Genomic DNA, 18307 nt, shown 5'->3' on the forward strand with positions numbered 1-18307 from the left:
CGCCACCGAAACGCTCCGCGCCGATCTTCGTCAGCGCCGCCGTCAGCGTCGTCTTGCCGTGGTCAACGTGACCAATCGTGCCCACGTTCACGTGGGGCTTGGTGCGTTCGAACTTACCCTTTGCCATGGCTGCTGGTTCTCGAGTGGATCAAATGGATGGAAGTGGTGCTCACGAAAGGAATCGAACCTTCGACCTCCTCCTTACCAAGGAGGTGCTCTACCGACTGAGCTACGTGAGCGTGAAACCGGTTGTGTTGCCTGGATTGCCGCTGGTCCTGCGCGGTGTTCAGTGGAGCGGGAGACGGGAATCGAACCCGCACTAGTAGCTTGGAAGGCTACAGTTCTACCATTGAACTACTCCCGCACCGGGAGACCACTACAACGCGAAACAACAACAAAAACTGGTGGAGGGAGGTGGATTCGAACCACCGAAGGCGTAAGCCAGCAGATTTACAGTCTGCCCCCGTTGGCCGCTTGGGTATCCCTCCGGGATCACCGGACTGACTGGGCCAAGGGCCAAATCAAACCAGGGTGAAACAGCCCGAGATTTTGGCGTGTGCCGGCACGTCTGTCAACGCGTCCGCGACACTTTTTTCTCAGACGTTGAACCGGAAATGCAGGACGTCGCCTTCCTGCACGCGATATTCCTTGCCTTCCAGCCGCAGGCGGCCCGCGTCGCGGGCACCGGCTTCGCCCTTGTACTTGAGGAAGTCGTCGAACGCGATGGTCTCGGCGCGGATGAAGCCCTTCTCGAAATCGGTATGGATCACGGCTGCGGCCTGGGGAGCGGTGGAGCCCGCCCGCACCGTCCAGGCGCGGACTTCCTTCACGCCGGCGGTGAAGTAGGTCTGCAGACCCAGCAGGGTGTAGGCGGCGCGGATCACCCGGTTCAGCCCCGGCTCGTCCAGACCCAGGTCGGTCAGGAAGGCGTCGCGATCGGCATCGTCGAGCTGGGACAGCTCTTCCTCGATGGCGGCCGACACCGGCACCACCTGCGCGCCCTCGGTGGCGGCACGGGCCCGCACGGCCTCCAGGTGCGGATTGTTCTCGAACCCGTCCTCCAGCACGTTGGCCACGTACATCACCGGCTTCAGCGTCAGCAGGAACAGGTCGCGGACCAGCGCCTTTTCCTCGTCGTCCAGGCCCAGCGCGCGGCCCGGCTTGCCGTCGTTGAGGCCGGCCTGCAGCTTCTGCAGTACGGGCTTGCGGGCGATGGCGTCCTTCTCGCCCGCCTTGGCCGAACGCTCGGCGCGGTTCAGCGCCTTCTCGACACTCTCCAGATCGGCCAGCGCCAGTTCGGTATCGATGGTGTCGATATCCGACAGCGGATCGATGCGGTTGTTGACGTGGATGACGTCGTCGTTCTCGAAGCAGCGCACCACGTGGGTGATCGCGTCCACCTCGCGGATATGCGCCAGGAACTTGTTGCCGAGGCCTTCGCCGCTGGCGGCGCCCGCCACCAGGCCGGCGATGTCGACGAATTCCACCGCCGTCGGGATCACCTTCTGCGGCTTGACGATCTCGGCCAGCTGGTTGAGGCGCAGGTCCGGCACCGGCACGACGCCCACGTTCGGCTCGATGGTGCAGAACGGGAAGTTGGCCGCGGCGATACCCGCCTTGGTCAGCGCATTGAACAGGGTGGACTTGCCAACGTTCGGCAGGCCCACGATGCCGCATTTGATGCCCATATCTGGTTCCGGGAATGGAGAATCGGGAATGGGGAATGGAAAAGCCGCGCTTTCCCGATTCCCCATTCCCCATTCCCTATTCCCGCTTCGTGTGCAACCGCGTCATCGCATCCATGAAGTTGCCGGCCACCGCCAGCGGCAGCACGTCCATCGCGTCGTCGATCGCCCGCGCGATCAGGATTTCGTCGTCCTTGCCCGGCTTGCCCAGCACCCACCCCGTCACCCGGTCCTTGTGGCCGGGATGGCCGATGCCGATGCGCAGGCGATGGAACTTGCCGTGCCCGAGGTGCTGAATGGTGTCGCGCAGGCCGTTCTGGCCGCCGTGCCCACCATCGAACTTCAATCGCGCGGCGCCCGGCGGGAGGTCGAGCTCATCGTGCGCCAGCAGCGCCTCTTCCGGCGCGATCTTCCAGAAGCGTAGCGCCGCCGCAACCGACTTGCCGCTGAGGTTCATGTACGTGGCCGGCTTCAACAGCCACACCGGCTGGCCGGCGACCACGACCTTCGCGGTCTCGCCGAACAGCTTGCTGTCCAGGCCGAACCGCTCACCCTGCCGTTCCGCCAGGGCGTCGACAAAATGGAACCCGGCGTTGTGCCGGGTTCGGGCATGTTCGGCACCGGGATTGCCCAGTCCGACGATGAGGCGCAAGCCTGCCATGGGGACGCATCGCACACCCTCGCCCGCCGGAGCGGGCGAGGGTTCACGCGATTACTTGTCGTCCTTCTTGGCGACCTTGGAGGCCGGCACTTCGGCCGTCTCGGCCGGCGCTTCCTCGACCTCTTCCTTGCCGTGCTTGGCGATCACGACGGCGACGTCGTGTTCCTTGCCCAGCTTCAGCTCGGGGATGACCACGCCGGCCGGCAGCTTGACGTCGGACAGGTGGACCACCGCGCCGATGGCCAGGTCGGCCAGGTCGATCTCGATGAATTCCGGCAGGTCCTTCGGCAGGCACTCGACGACGACTTCGTTCAGTTCGTGGGTGACCACGACCTCGGCGGACTTGCCGGCCGGCGACTTGTCTTCGTTGAGGAAGTGCAGCGGCACCGCGGTGCGCAGCGTCTCGTTCTCGTTCACGCGCTGGAAGTCCAGGTGCATGATCTGCTGCTTGAACGGGTGGCGCTGCATGTCGCGCAGCAGCACCTTCTGGATGTCGCCGTTGAGGCTCAGGTCCAGGATCGACGAGTAGAACCAGTCGTGCTGGGAGGCCAGCCAGACTTCGTTGTGGTTCAGCTGGATGCTGACCGGCTTCAGTTCGCCACCGTAAACGATGGCAGGCACGGTGCCCGCGTGACGGAGGCGGCGGCTCGCACCCTTACCCTCGTCTGCGCGGCGCTCGACCTTGATTTCATGCGTCTTAGCCATGTTGATTCACTACCTAGGTTGTTGGACCGCCTCATGGCGATCTGATGAAAGGTTCACCCGCGACCAGATGAACCCGGAAAGCCACGCCCCGGCGAACCGGCGCGCAGCGGAGACTCAATCCACGTACAGCGAACTGACCGACTCGCCGAAGGCGATGCGGCGGATCGTTTCCGCCAGCAGTTCCGCCACCGACAGCTGGCGGATCTTGCTGCAGCCCTGCGCCTGCGGCGAGAGCGGGATGGTGTCGGTGACGACGAGTTCGTCGAGCACCGAGTTGTTCAAGTTGTCCACCGCCGGGCCCGAGAGAACGGGGTGGGTGCAGTACGCCGCCACCTTGTTGGCGCCGTGCTGCTTCAGCGCGGCCGCGGCAGCGCAGAGCGTGCCGGCGGTATCGACGATATCGTCCACCAGCACGCAGTCCTTGCCTTCCACGTCGCCGATGATGTTCATCACCGTGGCCACGTTGGCGCGCGGACGGCGCTTGTCGATGATCGCCAGGTCGGCGTCGTCGAGGCGCTTGGCGACCGCACGGGCGCGCACCACACCACCCACGTCCGGCGACACCACCAGCAGGTTCTCCGTGCCGTAGGCGCGCCAGATGTCGGCCAGCAACAGCGGAGAGGCATACACGTTGTCGACCGGGATATCGAAGAAGCCCTGGATCTGGTCGGCGTGCAGGTCGACCGTCAACACGCGATCCGCATTGACGGCGCCGAACATCTTCGCCGCCACCTTGGCCGTGATCGGCACGCGCGAGGAGCGCATGCGGCGATCCTGGCGGGCGTAGCCGAAGTACGGCACCACCGCGGTGACGCTGCTGGCCGATGCGCGCTTCAGCGCGTCGATCAGGACCAGCAGCTCCACCAGGTTCTCGGCGCTCGGCGCGCAGGTCGGCTGCACGACGAACACTTCCTGACGGCGCACGTTCTCCTGGATCTCGACCTGGACTTCGCCGTCGGAGAAGCGGGAGACCAGCGCCTTGCCCGGCCGCACGCCCAGCTCGCGGCAGATGCTGTTCGCCAATGGCTTGTTGGCGTTGCCGGAGAACACGAGCAGGTTACGTTCGTCTTGCATGGTGTCGTCTCGGCGGATGCGGCTGGACTGGATTGGCAGGGGCGGAAGGATTCGAACCTACGAATGCCGGGATCAAAACCCGGTGCCTTAACCACTTGGCGACGCCCCTAGGCGTTTTTCTCCGTCCCGCGAGCCTGCGCCAGCGCATCCAGCAGCGGCGAGCGCGCCGCGCCCTCCACCGCCCAGGCACGAAGCCCGGCAGGCAGTGACGCCAGCGCATCCTCGGCAGAGGTCCGGTCGGCGAACTCCACGAAGCAGCCGCCGCCGGAACCGGTCAAACGTGGCGTACCGATGTGCGACAGGGCCTGGAAGACCGCCTCGATGGCAGGCTCCCGGCGACGCACCACCGGCTCGAACGCGTTGCCGAGCAGTGATCCCGAAACGAAGTCCGATATTTTCGCGGGTGCAGCATCACGCGTCAAATCCGGTGACGCGAAAAGGGCCGCCGTCGGCACATGGATGCCCGGATCGACCAGCAGATACCAAGCGGGCGGCAGGGTCAGCGGCGCCAGAATCTCGCCCACGCCTTCAGCCCACGCATTCTCGCCACGGACAAAGACCGGCACGTCCGCCCCTAGCTGCAACCCCAGCGACACTAGCCGGTCCGGCGTCAGACCGCAGCCCCACATCTGATCAAGGGCGACCAGCACGGTCGCGGCATCCGACGATCCGCCACCGAAGCCACCGCCGGCCGGAATGCGTTTTTCAACGCCAATGTCGACACCTTTGCCGATATTGGCTTCTTTTTTCAGCAGCTTGGCAGCACGGACAACCAGATCCTCGGCCTCCGGGACGCCCGGAACGGACTCTCCTACCCGCCGGATCTCGCCATCTGCCCGGACCCGCAGGTGGATCGTGTCCCCCCAGTCCAGCAGCCGGAAGACGGTCTGCAGCAGGTGATAGCCATCGGCACGACGTCCGACGATCTGCAGGGTCAGGTTGAGCTTGGCCGGCGCCGGCCAGGCCGACCAGCCGTCCGCCGCGGGGAACGCACTCACTGCGGCGCCAGTTGCCACTGGTCGACGGCGACCTTGACCGTCGCGCCCTGCCGGCGCGCCTCCATGCGGCGCGGCATGACCGGCTGGGCGCCCTCGGCCGGGAACCAGTCCAGATAGTCCACCCGCCAGCCCTGCTGGGTCAGGGTCCGCAGGCGGCCATCGGTGTCGTATTCCACACCGTCGACGGAAGCGGAAGGATCAGCCACGCCACGGGCCCAGTGCACCATCGACGCGACCGGGATGTCCCAGCCGGTCGCCTCGCGCAGCAGGCGATCCGCATCGGCGCCCTCGCGTGGCCCACCTTCCAGCCCGTCCAGCCGTGCGGCCCGGGTCTGCAGGTCGCCGCCCAGGCGCCAACTCTGGCGGGTGACCGGCGCGCTCAGCGCGACCTGGTAACCCGTGCCCGTCTGCTGCCAGTCGATCCGGCCACTGCCGCCCTTCCCGTTCGCATTGACCGCCACCCGGCCGGCGAACGACCAGTCCGGCCGCGACGCCAGCCAGGCCGCGCGGGTGGCCTGCGCCGCCTGTGCCGCCGCCAGCGCCTCCGGGTCGCTCAGCGCCGGCGAATCCACGGCCGGACCGCGCGTGGCGCAGCCCGCCATCGACAGGGCCGCCAGCCCCGCCAGCAGGAATCCTGGAACCTTCATGCGCCTGTCTTCTCCAGCGCCCGCAGCAGCGAGCGGTTGTCGGGGTCGAGCTTGCGCGCCTCGTCGAAGTAGCGGCGCGCCTCGTCCTTCTGTCCCATCACCCACAGCACCTCGGCCACGTGGGCGGCGATCTCGGGGTCCTTCTGCAGCGTGAACGCGCGCCGCAGCTCGACCAGCGCTTCCGCATTGCGGCCGAGCCGGTACAGCACCCAGCCATAGCTGTCGATGATGGCCGCGTCGTCCGGTACCGCGGTGCGCGCACGATCGATCAGTTCCAGCGCCTCCTGGTAGCGCGTGGTGCGATCGGCCAGCGTGTAACCGAGCGCATTGAGCGCGGCCACGTTGTCGGGCTCGATGACCAGGATGCGGCGGAAATCGGCCTCCGCATGGTCGATGCGGTCGCGCCGCTCCCACGCCAGCCCGCGCGAATACAGCAGCGCCAGATCGTCAGGGTAGGCGGCCAGTCCGCGCGCGAAGACTTCCAGTTCGCCCTCGTCCTGCTCATCCTGCTGACGCAGTTCGGCCTCCATCAGATAGGCGTCGCGTCGCGTGCCGTCCTCGACACTGGCGTCGCCCTGCAGCGCGCGCGCTTCGGCGAAGGCTTCGTCCCTGCGCCCCAGGTCGAACAGCGTCTTCAGCGCGCGCAGGCGCGCGTCGGCGCGCTGGTCGCCAGCGGGCACGCTGCGATACCAGGTGAGCGCCTCGTCGCGCTTTTCCAGGAACTCGGCCATCTGGCCCAGCAGCAGGCGGCGGTCCGGACTGTATTCGGTCGGCTGGTCCGTGCCGGCCGTTTTCAGTTCCTGGTACAGCGCGTCCAGCGCGGTCTTGTCATCGGCCCTGGCCAGCAACTGCGCACGCAATCCGTAGGTCAGCGTGTCCTGGGGACCCTGCCCCATGGCGCGCGCGGCCGCGGCGGGATCGCCCAGCCGGTCGTATTCCTCGGCCAGCTTGAGCCGCAGCGCCGGATCGGTGGCCGCCTTGGGCAACAGGCCATCCAGCACCGCGCGCGCTTCCTGCTTGCGGTCTGCCTGCAGCAACTGGCTGGCCTGCAGCAGCGCCACCGCCGGTTCGCCCGAGAAGCGCTTCATCACGTCGGCGACCATGCGTTCGGCCAGCGCCGGCTGGTCCAGCTGCTGCGCCAGGCCCGTGAACGCAAGCCAGGGCTGCAGCTTGTCGGGAATCGCCCGCTCGTCCACCAGTTCCTTCAGCAGCCGCGGCGCCAGCGCCGGGTCCTTGCTGCCGCTCCCCAGTGCCGTCAGCGCATAGCGCCAACCCAGGTCGTCGGCATCCTTCATCAGCGCGGCCAGTTCCCGTCGCGCAACCCGCGCCTGGCCCTGGCGCATCGCCAGCGTCGCTTCGGCGCCGCGGAGGGCCAGCGTCCGCGGCGACCGTGCCTTCCAAAGCTTCAGCGCTTCAGCGGCACGGGCATCGTCCTTGGCCAGCAGGGCGATGCGGGTGGCGCGCTCGGCCAACCCGGCATCGTCGCCCCGCTTCGCCGCGTCGAGGTACCAGCGCGCCGCATCCGGCAACTGGCCGGCCTGCAGGGCGAATTCACCCGCCATGACCGTGGTCAGTGCATCGTCCCGCGCGGTGCCCGGCGGTGCAGCGGGTGCCGCATTCGCGGACGGCATGGCGACCGCGAGGACCAGCGCGGCGATCCCAGTACGAATCATTTCGGGCATGAACGTCACGTCGGCCGTAAAATGGCGGCCCTGATATGAGCCAGCAGCTTACTGCAAGCGCCTGAACGATGACGTTGTGGGTCCTCGGATTGAACCACCAGACCGCGCCGGTCGACCTGCGCGAACGGGTGGCATTCGACGCCGGCACGGTGCCGCACGCGTTGTCGTCGCTGCGGGCGCTGCCCGACGTGGTCGAAGCCGCCCTGCTCTCCACCTGCAACCGCACCGAGCTGTACGCGGTGGCCGAAAACGGCGACGTGCTGGCGAGCTGGCTGGCGACCCACGCCGAAGGGCTTGAAGGCTATCTCTATCGGCACCGCGACGCCGACGCCGTCCGCCACCTGTTCCGCGTCGCGACCGGGCTGGATTCGATGGTGCTCGGCGAGCCGCAGATCCTCGGCCAGGTGAAGGACGCCTGGGCCACGGCGCGGGAACACGGCGCGCTCGGCAACCGCCTCGACCGCCTGTTCCAGCAGACCTTCGCCGTGGCCAAGCGCGCGCGCACCGACACCCGCGTCGGCGCCAACCCGGTCTCGGTCGCCTCCACCGCCGTGCGCCTGGCGCAGAACTCCTTCGCCCGCCTCAGCGAGTCCACGGTGCTGCTGGTCGGCGCCGGCGAAACCATCGAACTGGCGGCCAAGCACTTGAGCGAAGGCAAGGTGCGCCGGCTGCTGGTCGCCAACCGCACCTTGGCGCACGCGCAGGAACTGGCCACCCGCCACGGCGGCTACGCCCTGCCCTTGACCGAACTGGAACGCCACCTGGCCGAAGCCGACGTGGTGTTCTCCGCCACCGCCGCGCGCGAGCCGGTGGTGCTGCAGGCGCAAGTGGCCGCCGCACTGGCCAAGCGCAAGCACAAGCCGATGCTGCTGTTCGACCTGGCCGTGCCGCGCGACATCGAGGCCTCGGTCGCCGAACTGCGCGATGCCTACCTCTACACCGTCGACGACCTGGAACGTGCGGTCGAAGACAACCGGCGTGGTCGCCGCGAGGCGGCAGACGCTGCCGAAGCGATCATCGACGTGCAGGTCGGCCGTTTCATGGAGCACCTGCACGCCGGTTCGCGCCAGGAACCGCTCAAGCGCCTGCGCGCACTGGGCGAATCCACCCGCGAGGACGTGCTGGCGAAGGCCCGCCAGCAACTCGCCAACGGCCGCGAGCCTGCGCAGGTCCTCGAATTCCTCGCCCACACGCTGACCAACCGCCTGCTGCATCCGCCGACCGCGGCACTGCGCGAAGCCGCCATGAGCGGCGATGCCGAACTCGCGCGCGCCGCCGATCGCCTGTTTCCCGCGCAGCCGCCCTATTCCCACCTGAAGAAAGACGATGACGCCGACGCTGCGCCGTAAGCTCGAAGCGCTGGCCGAACGCCGGGAAGAACTGGAACGCCTGCTCGCCGACCCCGGCGTGATCGGCGACAGCGAGCGCTTCCGCAATTTCTCGCGCGAGTTTTCCCAGTTGGAGCCACTCGCCACCGCGATGGCGGAAGAAAAGCGCGCGCAGGCCGACCTGGCCGCCGCGCAGGCCATGCGCGACGATCCGGAACTGGCCGAGCTGGCGGACGAGGAGATCGCCGCCGCCCAGCAGCGACTGATGCAGCTCGACGACGAACTGATGCTGTTGCTGCTGCCCAAGGACACCCGCGACGACGGCAACCTGTTCCTCGAAGTCCGCGCGGGCACTGGCGGCGACGAAGCCGCGATCTTCGCCGGCGACCTGTTCCGCATGTATGCGCGCTATGCCGAACGCCAGGGCTGGAAGGTCGAGATCGAATCCGACAGCCCCGGCGAACATGGCGGCTACAAGGAAATCGTCGCGCGCGTCGTCGGCCGCGGCGCGTATTCCAAGCTCAAGTTCGAATCCGGCACCCACCGCGTGCAGCGCGTGCCGGAGACCGAATCGCAGGGCCGCATCCACACGTCGGCCGCAACCGTGGCGATCATCCCGGACGTGGACGAAGTCGACGACATCGTCATCAATCCGGCCGACCTGAAGGTCGACACCTTCCGCTCCTCCGGCGCCGGTGGCCAGCACGTCAACAAGACCGAGTCGGCGATCCGCATCACCCACGTGCCGAGCGGCGTGGTGGTGGAATGCCAGACCGAGCGCAGCCAGCACGCCAACCGCGACAAGGCGATGAAGCGGCTGAAGGCGCAGCTGCTCGACGCCGAACGCAGCAAGCAGCAGGCCGCGCAGGCGGAGACACGCAAGCTGCAGGTCGGCAGCGGCGACCGCAGCCAGCGCATCCGCACCTACAACTTCCCGCAGGGCCGCATCACCGACCACCGCGTCGAAGGCCTCACGCTGTACGACCTGCCCAACATCATCCAGGGCGACCTGGACGAGCTGATCGACCGCCTGGGCCGCGAGCACCTGGCCGACGAACTGGCGCGGCTGACGGAAGCGGCTTGAGTCGGAAACCGGGGCGACGCACCCCAAGGAACCCACGATGAGCCTCCTGATCACCCGCGCCACCGCCGATGATGTCGACACCATCGCGCCGCTGTTCGACCTGTACCGCGTCTTCTACGGCAAGCCGTCGGACCCGGCGCTGGCACGGGACTTCATCCGGGCCCGCATGACGCGTGGCGAGTCGGTGATCCTGCTGGCGTCCGTCGACGGCGCAGCCGTGGGCTTCACCCAGCTCTATCCTGCGTTCTCCTCGGTCAGTGCCGCGCACGTCTGGATCCTCAACGACCTGCTGGTGCTGCCGGACGCGCGCCGCAACGGCGTGGCCCGCGCCCTGCTGTCGGCGGCCGCGGACTTCGCCCGCGCCGATGGCGCGTTGCGGCTGGAACTGGAAACCGACCACGACAACGTCACCGCACAGGCGCTGTACCGCGCGATGGGCTGGACACCGTACGACGGTACCCTGCGCTTCCGCCTGTCGCTCCAGCCAACGGCTTGCGCCGGTTCTCCCGATGTGGGAGCGACGTCAGTCGCGATCTCGGCGCCTGTTCGCGACTGACGTCGCTCCCACACCTGTCGCTGCATCAGGCTTGTTTCGCACAGTCGCCAGTCGCTAGGCTGCCACCCATGATGGTCGACGCGCCTTCCACCGCCAAATGCATGCGTGAACCGCGCGATCGCGATGACCGCTGACGATCCGCGCAACGAGCGCACGCGACTGCGGCTGCACGTGCAGCAGCAGCCGCAGGACTTCATCGCCTGGGTGATGCTGTCGGACGCGGAACTCGATCACGGCGACGCCGACGCCGGACGCCGCGCCGCCGAGCGCGCACTGGATCTCCGCCCGCGCCATCCGGAAGCGCTCGCACGACTCGGCCGCAGCCACTGGCTGTCGGGCCGCCACGTGCAGGCCGCGCAGGCGTTGAGCGATGCCGCCGCACAGGCACCGCAGCATCCCGGCATCGCGCTGTGGCTGGGCCATGCACTGGAAGACGCCGGTGAAGCGGAAGCCGCCGCGCAGGCCTACGAGCATGCGTACAGGCTGGTGCCGGGCGAGCCGGTGTTCGCCGCCCATCTGTTGAACTGGCGCCGCAAGCTCTGCGACTGGCGCGACCTGGACCTGCTGTCGGCGCAGGTGCGCCGCGCGGTGCGCGACGGGAGCGGTGTCGTCGAGCCGTTCGCGTTCCTGAGCGAAGACGCCACCGCGGAGGAGCAGCTCGCCTGCGCCCGTCAGCGCGCGCACGCGCTGGCGTCGGTCATCCGCCCATTGCCGCCTGCACCGCGCTCGCCGGAAGACGCACCGCTGCGTCTCGGCTTCCTGTCCAACGGCTTCGGCGCGCATCCCACCGGCCTGCTGACCGTGGCGTTCTTCGAAGCGTTGCAGGCACAGGGCATGGTGGCGCACCTGTTCGCCCTCACGCCGGACGACGGCAGCCCGATCCGGCAACGGCTGGCGGCGGCGACGCAGGTGCATGACGTCGCCGGACAACCGCATGCGCGCATCGCGCAGGCGATCCGCGACCAGCGCATCGACGTGCTGTACGACCTGCGCGGCTGGGGCGGCGGCGGCACGCCGGAAGTACTGGCGATGCGACCTGCGCCAGTGCAGGTGAACTGGCTGGCCTATCCCGGCACCTCCGGCGCGCCCTGGATCGATTACGTGCTGGCCGATCGCTTCGCCCTGCCCGATGGACTCGTACCGTCGTACAGCGAAACCGTCGCCTGGCTGCCCGATGCTTTCCAGCCCTCGGACACGCGTCGCGCGGTCGACACGCCGCCCTCGCGTGCCGAATGCGGGCTCCCCGACGGCGGCGTGGTGTATGCCTGTTTCAACAACAGCTACAAGTTGAATCCGCGCAGCATGGCGCGGATGTTCGACGTCCTCGCCCAGGTCGACGGCAGCGTGCTGTGGCTGCTGTCCGGACCGGGTCGCGCCGACGACCGCCTGCGCACAGCGGCGCAGGCACGTGGCGTGGATCCGGTGCGCCTGGTGTTCATGCGCAAGCTGCCGCATGCGGAGTACCTGGCGCGCTACCGGCACGTCGACCTGTTCCTCGATACGCATCCCTACAACGCGCACACCACCGCGTCCGACGCGCTGTGGGCGGGCTGCCCCGTGCTCACCTGCCCGGGTACGACGTTCGCCGCGCGCGTCGCCGGCAGCCTCAACCACCATCTCGGCCTGCACGACATGAACGTGGCCGACGACACTGCCTTTGTCGCCACCGCCGTCCGGCTGGGCCACGATGCCGCTGCCCGTGGCGACCTGCGCACCCGCTTGCGGAACGCCATCGCGGACTCCCCGCTGTTCGACATGCCGCGGTTCGCGGACGGCTTCATCGACGTCGCCCGCCGCATGGCTGACCGGCACCGCAAGGGCCTGCCTCCCGCATCGCTCGACTGACCCGCGAGTGCGCTACCCTGCCGGCATGAGCCATGCCGATGCCTTGATCCCCCTGCACCTCTGCGTGCTGACCGTGTCCGACAGCCGCACGCTCGCCGAGGACCGCTCCGGCGACTACCTCGTCGAGGCGCTCACGCAGGAAGGCCACCAGCTGCATGACCGCGCCCTGCTGCCCGACGACCGCTACCGCCTGCGCGCACAGGTTTCGCAATGGATCGCCGATCCCGCCGTCGACGGCATCCTGGTGACCGGCGGCACCGGCTTCACCGGCCGCGACTCCACGCCCGAAGCGCTGCTGCCGCTGCTCGACAAGGAGATGCCGGGCTTCGGCGAACTGTTCCGCCATGTCAGCGTGGAGGAAGTCGGCACCTCATCGCTGCAGTCGCGCGCGTTCGCCGGCCTGGCCAACCAGACCTTCCTCTTCTGCCTGCCCGGCTCCACCTCGGCCTGCCGCACGGCGTGGGAGAAGATCATCCGCGCCCAGCTCGATGCCCGCACCCGCCCGTGCAACCTGGCGACGCTGCGTCCCCGTTTGAAGGAATGAGCAAGGAGCGCCCGCCATGTCCCTCGATGCCACCCTGCGCCTGCTCACCAAGGCCAGCGGCCTGACCGCCGCCGACCTCGCCGCCGCCATCCCGCGTGCCGGCGTGGCCACGGTGAAATCCTGGCTCGCCGGCGAGAAGATGCCCGGCGGCGACCAGCTCGCCGCACTGGCGCGCGCGTTCGGCGTCCCGGCCGGCGCGCTGCTGTCGGAACTGGCAACGACGCTGGACCCCGCCCGCACGCAGGGCGAACACGACCTGCTCGCCGCCTATCGCGCGCTCACCACGCGCCAGCAGGGCGCGCTGCTGGAAGTCGCCCGCGGCATGGCCGGACACAAGGCCCGTCGCAAACGCTGATCCCCCATCACCGCACAGGACACCGCGATGAAACCGCTGAAGCGCAAGGACTACGAAGCCCGGCTCAAGCCGCTGCAACTGGAACTGGCGGCGATGGCGCGCTGGGCGTCGCACTGCGGCGCCCGCATCGTGGTGGTGATGGAGGGCCGCGACACCGCCGGCAAGGGCGGCGCGATCGGCGCGATCACCGAACACCTCAATCCGCGCCAGTGCCGCGTGGTGGCGCTGCCCAAGCCCAGCGAGCGCGAAGCCACGCAATGGTATTTCCAGCGCTACATCTCGCATCTTCCCGCCGCCGGCGAGATCGTCCTGTTCGACCGCAGCTGGTACAACCGCGCCGGCGTCGAGAAGGTCATGGGCTACTGCAGCGACGAGCAGCACGCGCGCTTCCTGCAGCAGGCGCCGGTATTCGAACGCGGCATCACCGACGACGGCATCCTGCTGTTCAAGTACTGGCTGTGCGTGGACCAGGCACAGCAGGAAGAACGCTTCGCCGAGCGCGCCGAAGAACCGCTGAAAAGCTGGAAGCTGTCGCCGATCGACCTGAAGGCGCGCGAGCGCTACGCCGACTACACCGCCGCGCGCGAGACCATGCTCGAGGCCACGCACACGAAGCATGCGCCGTGGACCTTGGTCGACTTCAACGACCAGCGCACCGGGCGGCTGACCCTGATCCGCGACCTGCTCGACCGCCTGCCCGACACGCAGGTGCCGCTGGAGCCGCTCGGCCTGCCGCCGCTGAAGGGCAAGCTGCACAAGGAACGCTACGGCGTGCTGAAACCGATCAAGCCGCAGCGCGGCGGCTGACCGGTGCGGCGGTCATGGATGGCCACGCTGTGGCTGCTGGCTGCACCGGCGATGGCGCAGGACGCGGCCACGCCCGCTGAGGATCCGCAGGCCACGACGCTGGAGACGATGGTCGTCCGGCCGGAACCGGAGGAAGTGGTGGACCTCTACCGCTTCAGGAATCCCGTCGAGGTCGAATCCGGCGCGCTCGGCCGCAGCTGGAAGGAACCCACCAGCCTGGAGCAGCTGGGCAAGAACGGCGGCATCGTGCCGGTCCTCGTCGGGTTGGCGGCACGCCAGGTGCAGAAGGGCGCGCGCAAGATCCCGGGCTGGAAGGAACCGGAACAGCCCGCCGTCGCGCGCCCGCCACCGCTGGACGACGCACAGGCCGCCCGCGCACTGCGCCTCTACGAATCAAACGAGCCGTCACGGTGACAGCGGCATAGCCGGCAAACCGGCGCGCATCCCCCGCGCGTGTCGTGCGCCGTGCGCCACAGCGACACCCCGTCAGCCGGTGACGAAGCCTTCGTTCACCGGCCCGGACCATGCCTCGCGCACGACCGATTCGACGCGTGCGGCAGGCGGCCCCTGGTGCAGCCACGCCTCCAGCGCATCCAGCGCATCCAGTGCGCCAGCGTCTCCCTCGGCGATCACTTCCACACGGCCATCCGGCAGGTTGGTCGCACGACCGCTCAAACCGAGATCGAGCGCGCGCTCGCGCGTCGATGCACGGAAGAACACGCCCTGCACCTTGCCGCTGACGAGGAAGCGCGCCGCCGCCATCATGCGTTCGCGGCGGGACCGCCCGCGGCGGCGATGGCGGCTTCGATCTCCTTGCCGGTCACCGGACCGAGGAATTGCTTGGCGACCTTGCCGTCCGGCGCGATCAGGTAGGTCAGCGGCAGGCCGCGCGGCGTAGCGAAGTCGGCCGGCGGGTTGTACACGTCGAGGATGGCGACCGGATAGACGACCGGCCGTTCGGCGAGGAACGCCTTCAGTTCGTCCGCCTCGATCTCTTCGTACGCCAGCCCGATCACTTCGATGTGGTCGTTGTCCTTGTCCAGCGCGGACAGGTCGGGCATTTCCTTCAGGCAGGGCGCGCACCAGGTCGCCCAGAAGTTCACCACCACCCACTTGCCGCGGTGCGCCGCCAGCGTGTAATCGGCGCCGTCCAGCGTCGTCACCTGCAGCGTGGGCAGCTCGGCGGTGCGGTCGGCGGCCTTCTGCGTCGCGGGGTCCACCGCCTGCACGTGCGCCTCGATCGCGGGCGACGACGCTTCCGAAGGCGCCGAACCGGCATTGCAGGCCGCCAGCGTCAGCACGACGGCGAGCGACAGGGAAGACACGGACTTCATGCAGGCTCCTGGCAGGGTTCGGTGAACAGGTCGCTGACGCGCTTCTTCAGCAGTTCGCGCAAGGGCATGCGCAGGTCGTCCAGCGCGCGGCGCGCGGAGCAGCCCAGCGCATCGTCATGGAACGGCAGGTGGGCCTCGGCGACCGGGATGCGCAACTGGCAGGCTTCGTACAGGTCGCACAGCGTCAGGTCGTCCAGGTCGCGCGCCAGCAGCCATTCGCCTTCCTCGTCGCGGCGCAGCAGGTTGATCTCGGCCAACTGGCCCAGCATCTGCTGGATCAGCGAGTCGGTCAGCATCGGCTCCATCGCCAGGATCTGGTCGCTGTGCAGCCCCTTGCCCGTTTCACGCGCCTGCGCGAAGCGCCCCAGCATGCGCAGCAGGCCATAGATCTCGTAACCCAGCGGCAGCCGCAGCGCCACCGGCTGATAGCGGAAGGCCGCCATGCCGGAGGCCAGCGAGGCGCCCAGCAGCACCGCCACCCAGCACAGGAAGATCCACAGCAGCAGGATGGGTGCGGCGGCGACCGCGCCGTAGATCTTCTGGTAGGTGTTGAAGCTGCCCAGGTACACGCCCAGGCCCCACTTCGCCAGTTCCAGCAGCACGGTGGCCAGCAGCGCGCCGGCCACGGCGTAACGCCACTTGATGGTCCGGTGCGGCACCACGCGGTAGATCACCACGATCGCGGCCAGTTCGATCAGCACCGGCGCCACGCTCAGCGACAGCGTCTGCAGCCAGCGGCCGCCGTCGGTGGAGAACACCGGCAGTGCATAGAAGCGGGCCGACAGCGCCAGCGAGGCCGCAGCCATCAGCGCACCCAGCGTCAGCACGGTCCAGTACACCAGGAAGCGCGACAGCTTCGGGCGTGCGCTGTGCACGCGCCAGATGCGGTTGAACGTGGCCTCGATGCTGTTGAGGGTGATCAGCAGCGAGACCACCAGCGCGATCACGCCCACCGCCGTCAGCTTGCCGGTGTTGGCCAGGAAGCCGTCCAGCTTCGCCTTCAGCCCGGCCGCCGCGCCCGGCAGGAAGTTGGCGAAGATGTAGTCGCGCAACGACGCGCTCCATTCCTGGAACACGGGGAATGCGGACAGCACGCCGAACACCACCATCGCCAGCGGCACCAGCGCGAACAGGGTGGTGTAGGCCAGCGAGCCCGCGGCCTGGAACAGGCGGTCGTCGAGGAAACGCTTGGCCAGGAAGCGGAAGAACGTGCCCATGCGCGCGCGGTCGCGCACGCGGTCGGTCCAGCGGTTCAACGAATCCAGGGGCTCCATGGCGGAAGGGTAACCGATGCGTCATGGAGGCGACATCGCCGATACTGGGCGCCTTCCACGCAATGAAGATGGTCCGATGCCCGAGATCCTGGTGCTCTACTACAGCCGCGGCGGGTCCGTGGCGCGGCTGGCGCGGCAGATCGCACGCGGCGTGGGCGAAGTGGACGGCATGTCCGCGCGCCTGCGCACGGTGCCGCCGGTGGCGGCGGTGACGCAGCAGGCCGCGCCGCCGGTGCCCGAGGACGGCGCACCCTACGTGGACCGGCAGGACCTGGCCGACTGCAGCGGCCTGATCCTCGGCAGCCCCACCCGCTTCGGCAACATGGCCGCACCGGTCAAGCACTTCATCGACGGCCTGGGTGCGGAATGGGCCAGCGGCACGCTGGTCGGCAAGCCGGCGGCGGTATTCACCTCCACCGCCACCCAGCACGGCGGGCAGGAATCCACGTTGCTGTCGATGCAGGTACCGTTGCTGCACCACGGCTGCGTGATCGTCGGCATTCCCTTCACCGAGCCGCAGCTCAGCAGCACGCGCACCGGCGGCACGCCGTACGGCGCCAGCCATGTCGCCGGCGGCGAGGACGATCCGCAGCCCAGCGAGGAGGAAGCCGCCCTCGCACGCGCCCTCGGCCGTCGCGTGGCCGACATCGCCCGCCGGCTGGAGGCGCGCTGATGGAACGCTCGCGCCTGGTCCTCGCCGGCCTGCTGCAGTTGCTGGCCATCCTGTACGCGCTGTGGTTCTGGGGCGACCGCCAGTACACGCTCGCGCTGCTGGTCTTCAGCCTGCCGCCCATCGTGCTGATGATCGGCGTGATGACGCGCCGGCGCACGGCGGCGTTCTGGGCCGGGGTGCTGGCGCTGTTCTGGTTCTCGCACGCGGTGATGGTGGCCTGGGCCGATCCGGTGAAGGCGAAGTTCGCGTGGGTGGGCATCGTGCTGTCCATCGGCATCGTGCTGGCGACCAGCTGGCCCGCGTTCGCCAAGCGGTTCGGCAGGAAGGGATGACGCGCCTCGCACTTGCGCTGCTGCTGGGCCTGCTGGCGCCGTGCGCGTGGGCGCAGGACGAGGTCTGCGAACCTGCCGATGCCGGGCGCGCGGAGAACCGCGACGGAACCGTGCTGACCGCAATGACCGAGTGCGTCCCGCCCGGGCTGCGCCGCCATGTCGCCACGCTCACCTGCGAGGCGGGACGCGTCTGCGACCGGCTGGAGCTCACGCAGGAGGTGGCCTACAACCGCATGGGCCACGTCGACCTGGTGGACCTGGACCAGGACGGGATGTACGAGGTCGAGGTCCGTGGCATGTGCGGCGCCGGGCCGAACTGCGAAGGCGATGTCTACCGGATCGATCCGGCCACGCGGACGCTGCAGCACTTCTTCAGCGGCGGCTACTACGAGCTGCAGGTCATCGACGGCTGGCTGGTGGAAGCCGGGCGCAGCAGTTGCTGCAGCTGGGAATTCCATCTGTGGCAGCTGGATGCACCGCACGACCTGCCGCTCGAGTACGACACCATGGACCTGATGGTGCAGGTGGATGCCAGCGGGGACGACGACGGCACCGTCACCGGGGTGACCTGCACGTTCACCCGGCAAAGCGGCGATAATTCGCAGGTGGTGGCCCCGCCCTCGCGCGCGCTGGAACGGATCTGCGAGCACTACGGCGAGCCCTACGAACTGACTTCCCCGGATACAACGCCAGGCGCGCCGTGAGCGCCGGCAGGAGCCTTGA

22 protein-coding genes and 4 tRNA genes are annotated in these 18307 nt (G+C 68.7%); 11 read left to right on the plus strand and 15 right to left on the minus strand.

Annotated features, from left to right (window positions below):
* From CSC78_RS14070 to CSC78_RS14125, 12 genes are all read right to left on the minus strand, one after another.
* A partial coding sequence (locus CSC78_RS14070) for a GTP-binding protein (protein ID WP_049472805.1) occupies positions 1-127 on the minus strand: 127 nt, incomplete at its 3' end.
* Positions 128-163: 36 nt separating this feature from the next.
* A tRNA-Thr gene (locus tag CSC78_RS14075) sits at positions 164-239 on the minus strand.
* 51 nt (positions 240-290) lie between these two features.
* A tRNA-Gly gene (locus CSC78_RS14080) sits at positions 291-364 on the minus strand.
* A gap of 38 nt (positions 365-402) precedes the next feature.
* Positions 403-488 (minus strand) — tRNA-Tyr (locus CSC78_RS14085).
* Positions 489-596: 108 nt separating this feature from the next.
* Positions 597-1688, minus strand: a complete 1092-nt coding sequence (gene ychF / locus CSC78_RS14090; RefSeq protein WP_162338498.1) for a redox-regulated ATPase YchF — start codon at positions 1686-1688, stop codon at positions 597-599.
* 76 nt (positions 1689-1764) lie between these two features.
* On the minus strand, positions 1765-2346 hold the full coding sequence (gene pth, locus CSC78_RS14095; protein ID WP_162338499.1) for an aminoacyl-tRNA hydrolase: 582 nt from the start codon (positions 2344-2346) through the stop codon (positions 1765-1767).
* A gap of 51 nt (positions 2347-2397) precedes the next feature.
* Complete coding sequence (locus tag CSC78_RS14100) at positions 2398-3051, minus strand: 50S ribosomal protein L25/general stress protein Ctc (protein WP_162338500.1); 654 nt, start codon at positions 3049-3051, stop codon at positions 2398-2400.
* Between the two features lie 114 nt (positions 3052-3165).
* Positions 3166-4125, minus strand: a complete 960-nt coding sequence (locus tag CSC78_RS14105) for a ribose-phosphate diphosphokinase (protein WP_162338501.1) — start codon at positions 4123-4125, stop codon at positions 3166-3168.
* A gap of 33 nt (positions 4126-4158) precedes the next feature.
* A tRNA-Gln gene (locus CSC78_RS14110) sits at positions 4159-4234 on the minus strand.
* Positions 4233-5123 carry a 4-(cytidine 5'-diphospho)-2-C-methyl-D-erythritol kinase gene (gene ispE / locus CSC78_RS14115; protein WP_162338502.1) on the minus strand — a complete coding sequence of 297 codons (891 nt, stop codon included), beginning with the start codon at positions 5121-5123 and terminating at the stop codon, positions 4233-4235. The genes CSC78_RS14110 and ispE overlap by 2 nt, the downstream gene beginning before the upstream one ends.
* The gene (gene lolB / locus CSC78_RS14120) at positions 5120-5770 is read right to left on the minus strand and encodes a lipoprotein insertase outer membrane protein LolB (RefSeq protein WP_162338503.1); all 651 of its coding nucleotides are present in this window, start codon (positions 5768-5770) and stop codon (positions 5120-5122) included. The genes ispE and lolB overlap by 4 nt, the downstream gene beginning before the upstream one ends.
* Positions 5767-7452 carry a tetratricopeptide repeat protein gene (locus CSC78_RS14125; RefSeq protein WP_162338504.1) on the minus strand — a complete coding sequence of 562 codons (1686 nt, stop codon included), beginning with the start codon at positions 7450-7452 and terminating at the stop codon, positions 5767-5769. Before CSC78_RS14125 ends, lolB begins: the two co-directional genes overlap by 4 nt.
* 68 nt (positions 7453-7520) lie before the next feature.
* Between CSC78_RS14125 and hemA the strand changes: the two genes are divergently transcribed.
* The 8 genes from hemA to CSC78_RS14165 all read left to right on the plus strand — a co-directional run bounded on the left by hemA (position 7521) and on the right by CSC78_RS14165 (position 14385).
* The gene (hemA, locus tag CSC78_RS14130; RefSeq protein ID WP_162338505.1) at positions 7521-8801 is read left to right on the plus strand and encodes a glutamyl-tRNA reductase; all 1281 of its coding nucleotides are present in this window, start codon (positions 7521-7523) and stop codon (positions 8799-8801) included.
* On the plus strand, positions 8779-9864 hold the full coding sequence (prfA, locus tag CSC78_RS14135; RefSeq protein WP_162338506.1) for a peptide chain release factor 1: 1086 nt from the start codon (positions 8779-8781) through the stop codon (positions 9862-9864). Before hemA ends, prfA begins: the two co-directional genes overlap by 23 nt.
* Positions 9865-9901: 37 nt before the next feature.
* Entirely contained in the window at positions 9902-10420 is a 519-nt protein-coding gene (locus tag CSC78_RS14140; RefSeq protein ID WP_162338507.1) for a GNAT family N-acetyltransferase, read from the plus strand.
* A gap of 123 nt (positions 10421-10543) precedes the next feature.
* Positions 10544-12265: an O-linked N-acetylglucosamine transferase, SPINDLY family protein gene (locus CSC78_RS14145; protein ID WP_162338574.1), complete on the plus strand. Its 1722-nt coding sequence runs from the start codon at positions 10544-10546 to the stop codon at positions 12263-12265.
* A 25-nt stretch (positions 12266-12290) separates the two neighbouring features.
* Complete coding sequence (gene moaB, locus CSC78_RS14150; RefSeq protein ID WP_162338508.1) at positions 12291-12809, plus strand: molybdenum cofactor biosynthesis protein B; 519 nt, start codon at positions 12291-12293, stop codon at positions 12807-12809.
* 16 nt (positions 12810-12825) lie between these two features.
* Complete coding sequence (locus tag CSC78_RS14155) at positions 12826-13164, plus strand: helix-turn-helix domain-containing protein (protein WP_162338509.1); 339 nt, start codon at positions 12826-12828, stop codon at positions 13162-13164.
* Positions 13165-13191: 27 nt separating this feature from the next.
* On the plus strand, positions 13192-13971 hold the full coding sequence (gene ppk2, locus CSC78_RS14160; protein WP_162338510.1) for a polyphosphate kinase 2: 780 nt from the start codon (positions 13192-13194) through the stop codon (positions 13969-13971).
* Positions 13972-13989: 18 nt separating this feature from the next.
* Positions 13990-14385, plus strand: coding sequence for a hypothetical protein (locus CSC78_RS14165; protein ID WP_162338511.1), 396 nt, complete (start codon positions 13990-13992; stop codon positions 14383-14385).
* Positions 14386-14457: 72 nt separating this feature from the next.
* On the opposite strand, the gene CSC78_RS14170 is transcribed toward CSC78_RS14165, so the two are convergent.
* The 3 genes from CSC78_RS14170 to CSC78_RS14180 are packed head-to-tail and all read right to left on the minus strand — an operon-like array spanning position 14458 to position 16579.
* Positions 14458-14733, minus strand: a complete 276-nt coding sequence (locus CSC78_RS14170) for an acylphosphatase (protein ID WP_162338512.1) — start codon at positions 14731-14733, stop codon at positions 14458-14460.
* Positions 14733-15305, minus strand: a complete 573-nt coding sequence (locus CSC78_RS14175) for a TlpA family protein disulfide reductase (RefSeq protein WP_162338513.1) — start codon at positions 15303-15305, stop codon at positions 14733-14735. The genes CSC78_RS14170 and CSC78_RS14175 overlap by 1 nt, the downstream gene beginning before the upstream one ends.
* Positions 15302-16579: a YihY family inner membrane protein gene (locus CSC78_RS14180; protein ID WP_162338514.1), complete on the minus strand. Its 1278-nt coding sequence runs from the start codon at positions 16577-16579 to the stop codon at positions 15302-15304. The genes CSC78_RS14175 and CSC78_RS14180 overlap by 4 nt, the downstream gene beginning before the upstream one ends.
* Before the next feature lie 76 nt (positions 16580-16655).
* Here CSC78_RS14180 and wrbA point away from each other — a divergent pair, with 76 nt between their 5' ends.
* Genes wrbA through CSC78_RS14195 form a run of 3 tightly spaced genes read left to right on the plus strand, consistent with a single transcriptional unit; the run spans position 16656 to position 18288 of the window.
* Positions 16656-17252, plus strand: coding sequence for an NAD(P)H:quinone oxidoreductase (gene wrbA / locus CSC78_RS14185; protein WP_162338515.1), 597 nt, complete (start codon positions 16656-16658; stop codon positions 17250-17252).
* Positions 17252-17584, plus strand: coding sequence for a DUF2069 domain-containing protein (locus tag CSC78_RS14190; RefSeq protein WP_162338516.1), 333 nt, complete (start codon positions 17252-17254; stop codon positions 17582-17584). Before wrbA ends, CSC78_RS14190 begins: the two co-directional genes overlap by 1 nt.
* Entirely contained in the window at positions 17581-18288 is a 708-nt protein-coding gene (locus CSC78_RS14195; protein ID WP_162338517.1) for a hypothetical protein, read from the plus strand. Before CSC78_RS14190 ends, CSC78_RS14195 begins: the two co-directional genes overlap by 4 nt.
* The last annotated feature ends 19 nt before the right edge of the window (positions 18289-18307 follow it).

This window comes from Pseudoxanthomonas japonensis, from assembly GCF_010093445.1.
Lineage (GTDB): Bacteria > Pseudomonadota > Gammaproteobacteria > Xanthomonadales > Xanthomonadaceae > Pseudoxanthomonas_A > Pseudoxanthomonas_A japonensis.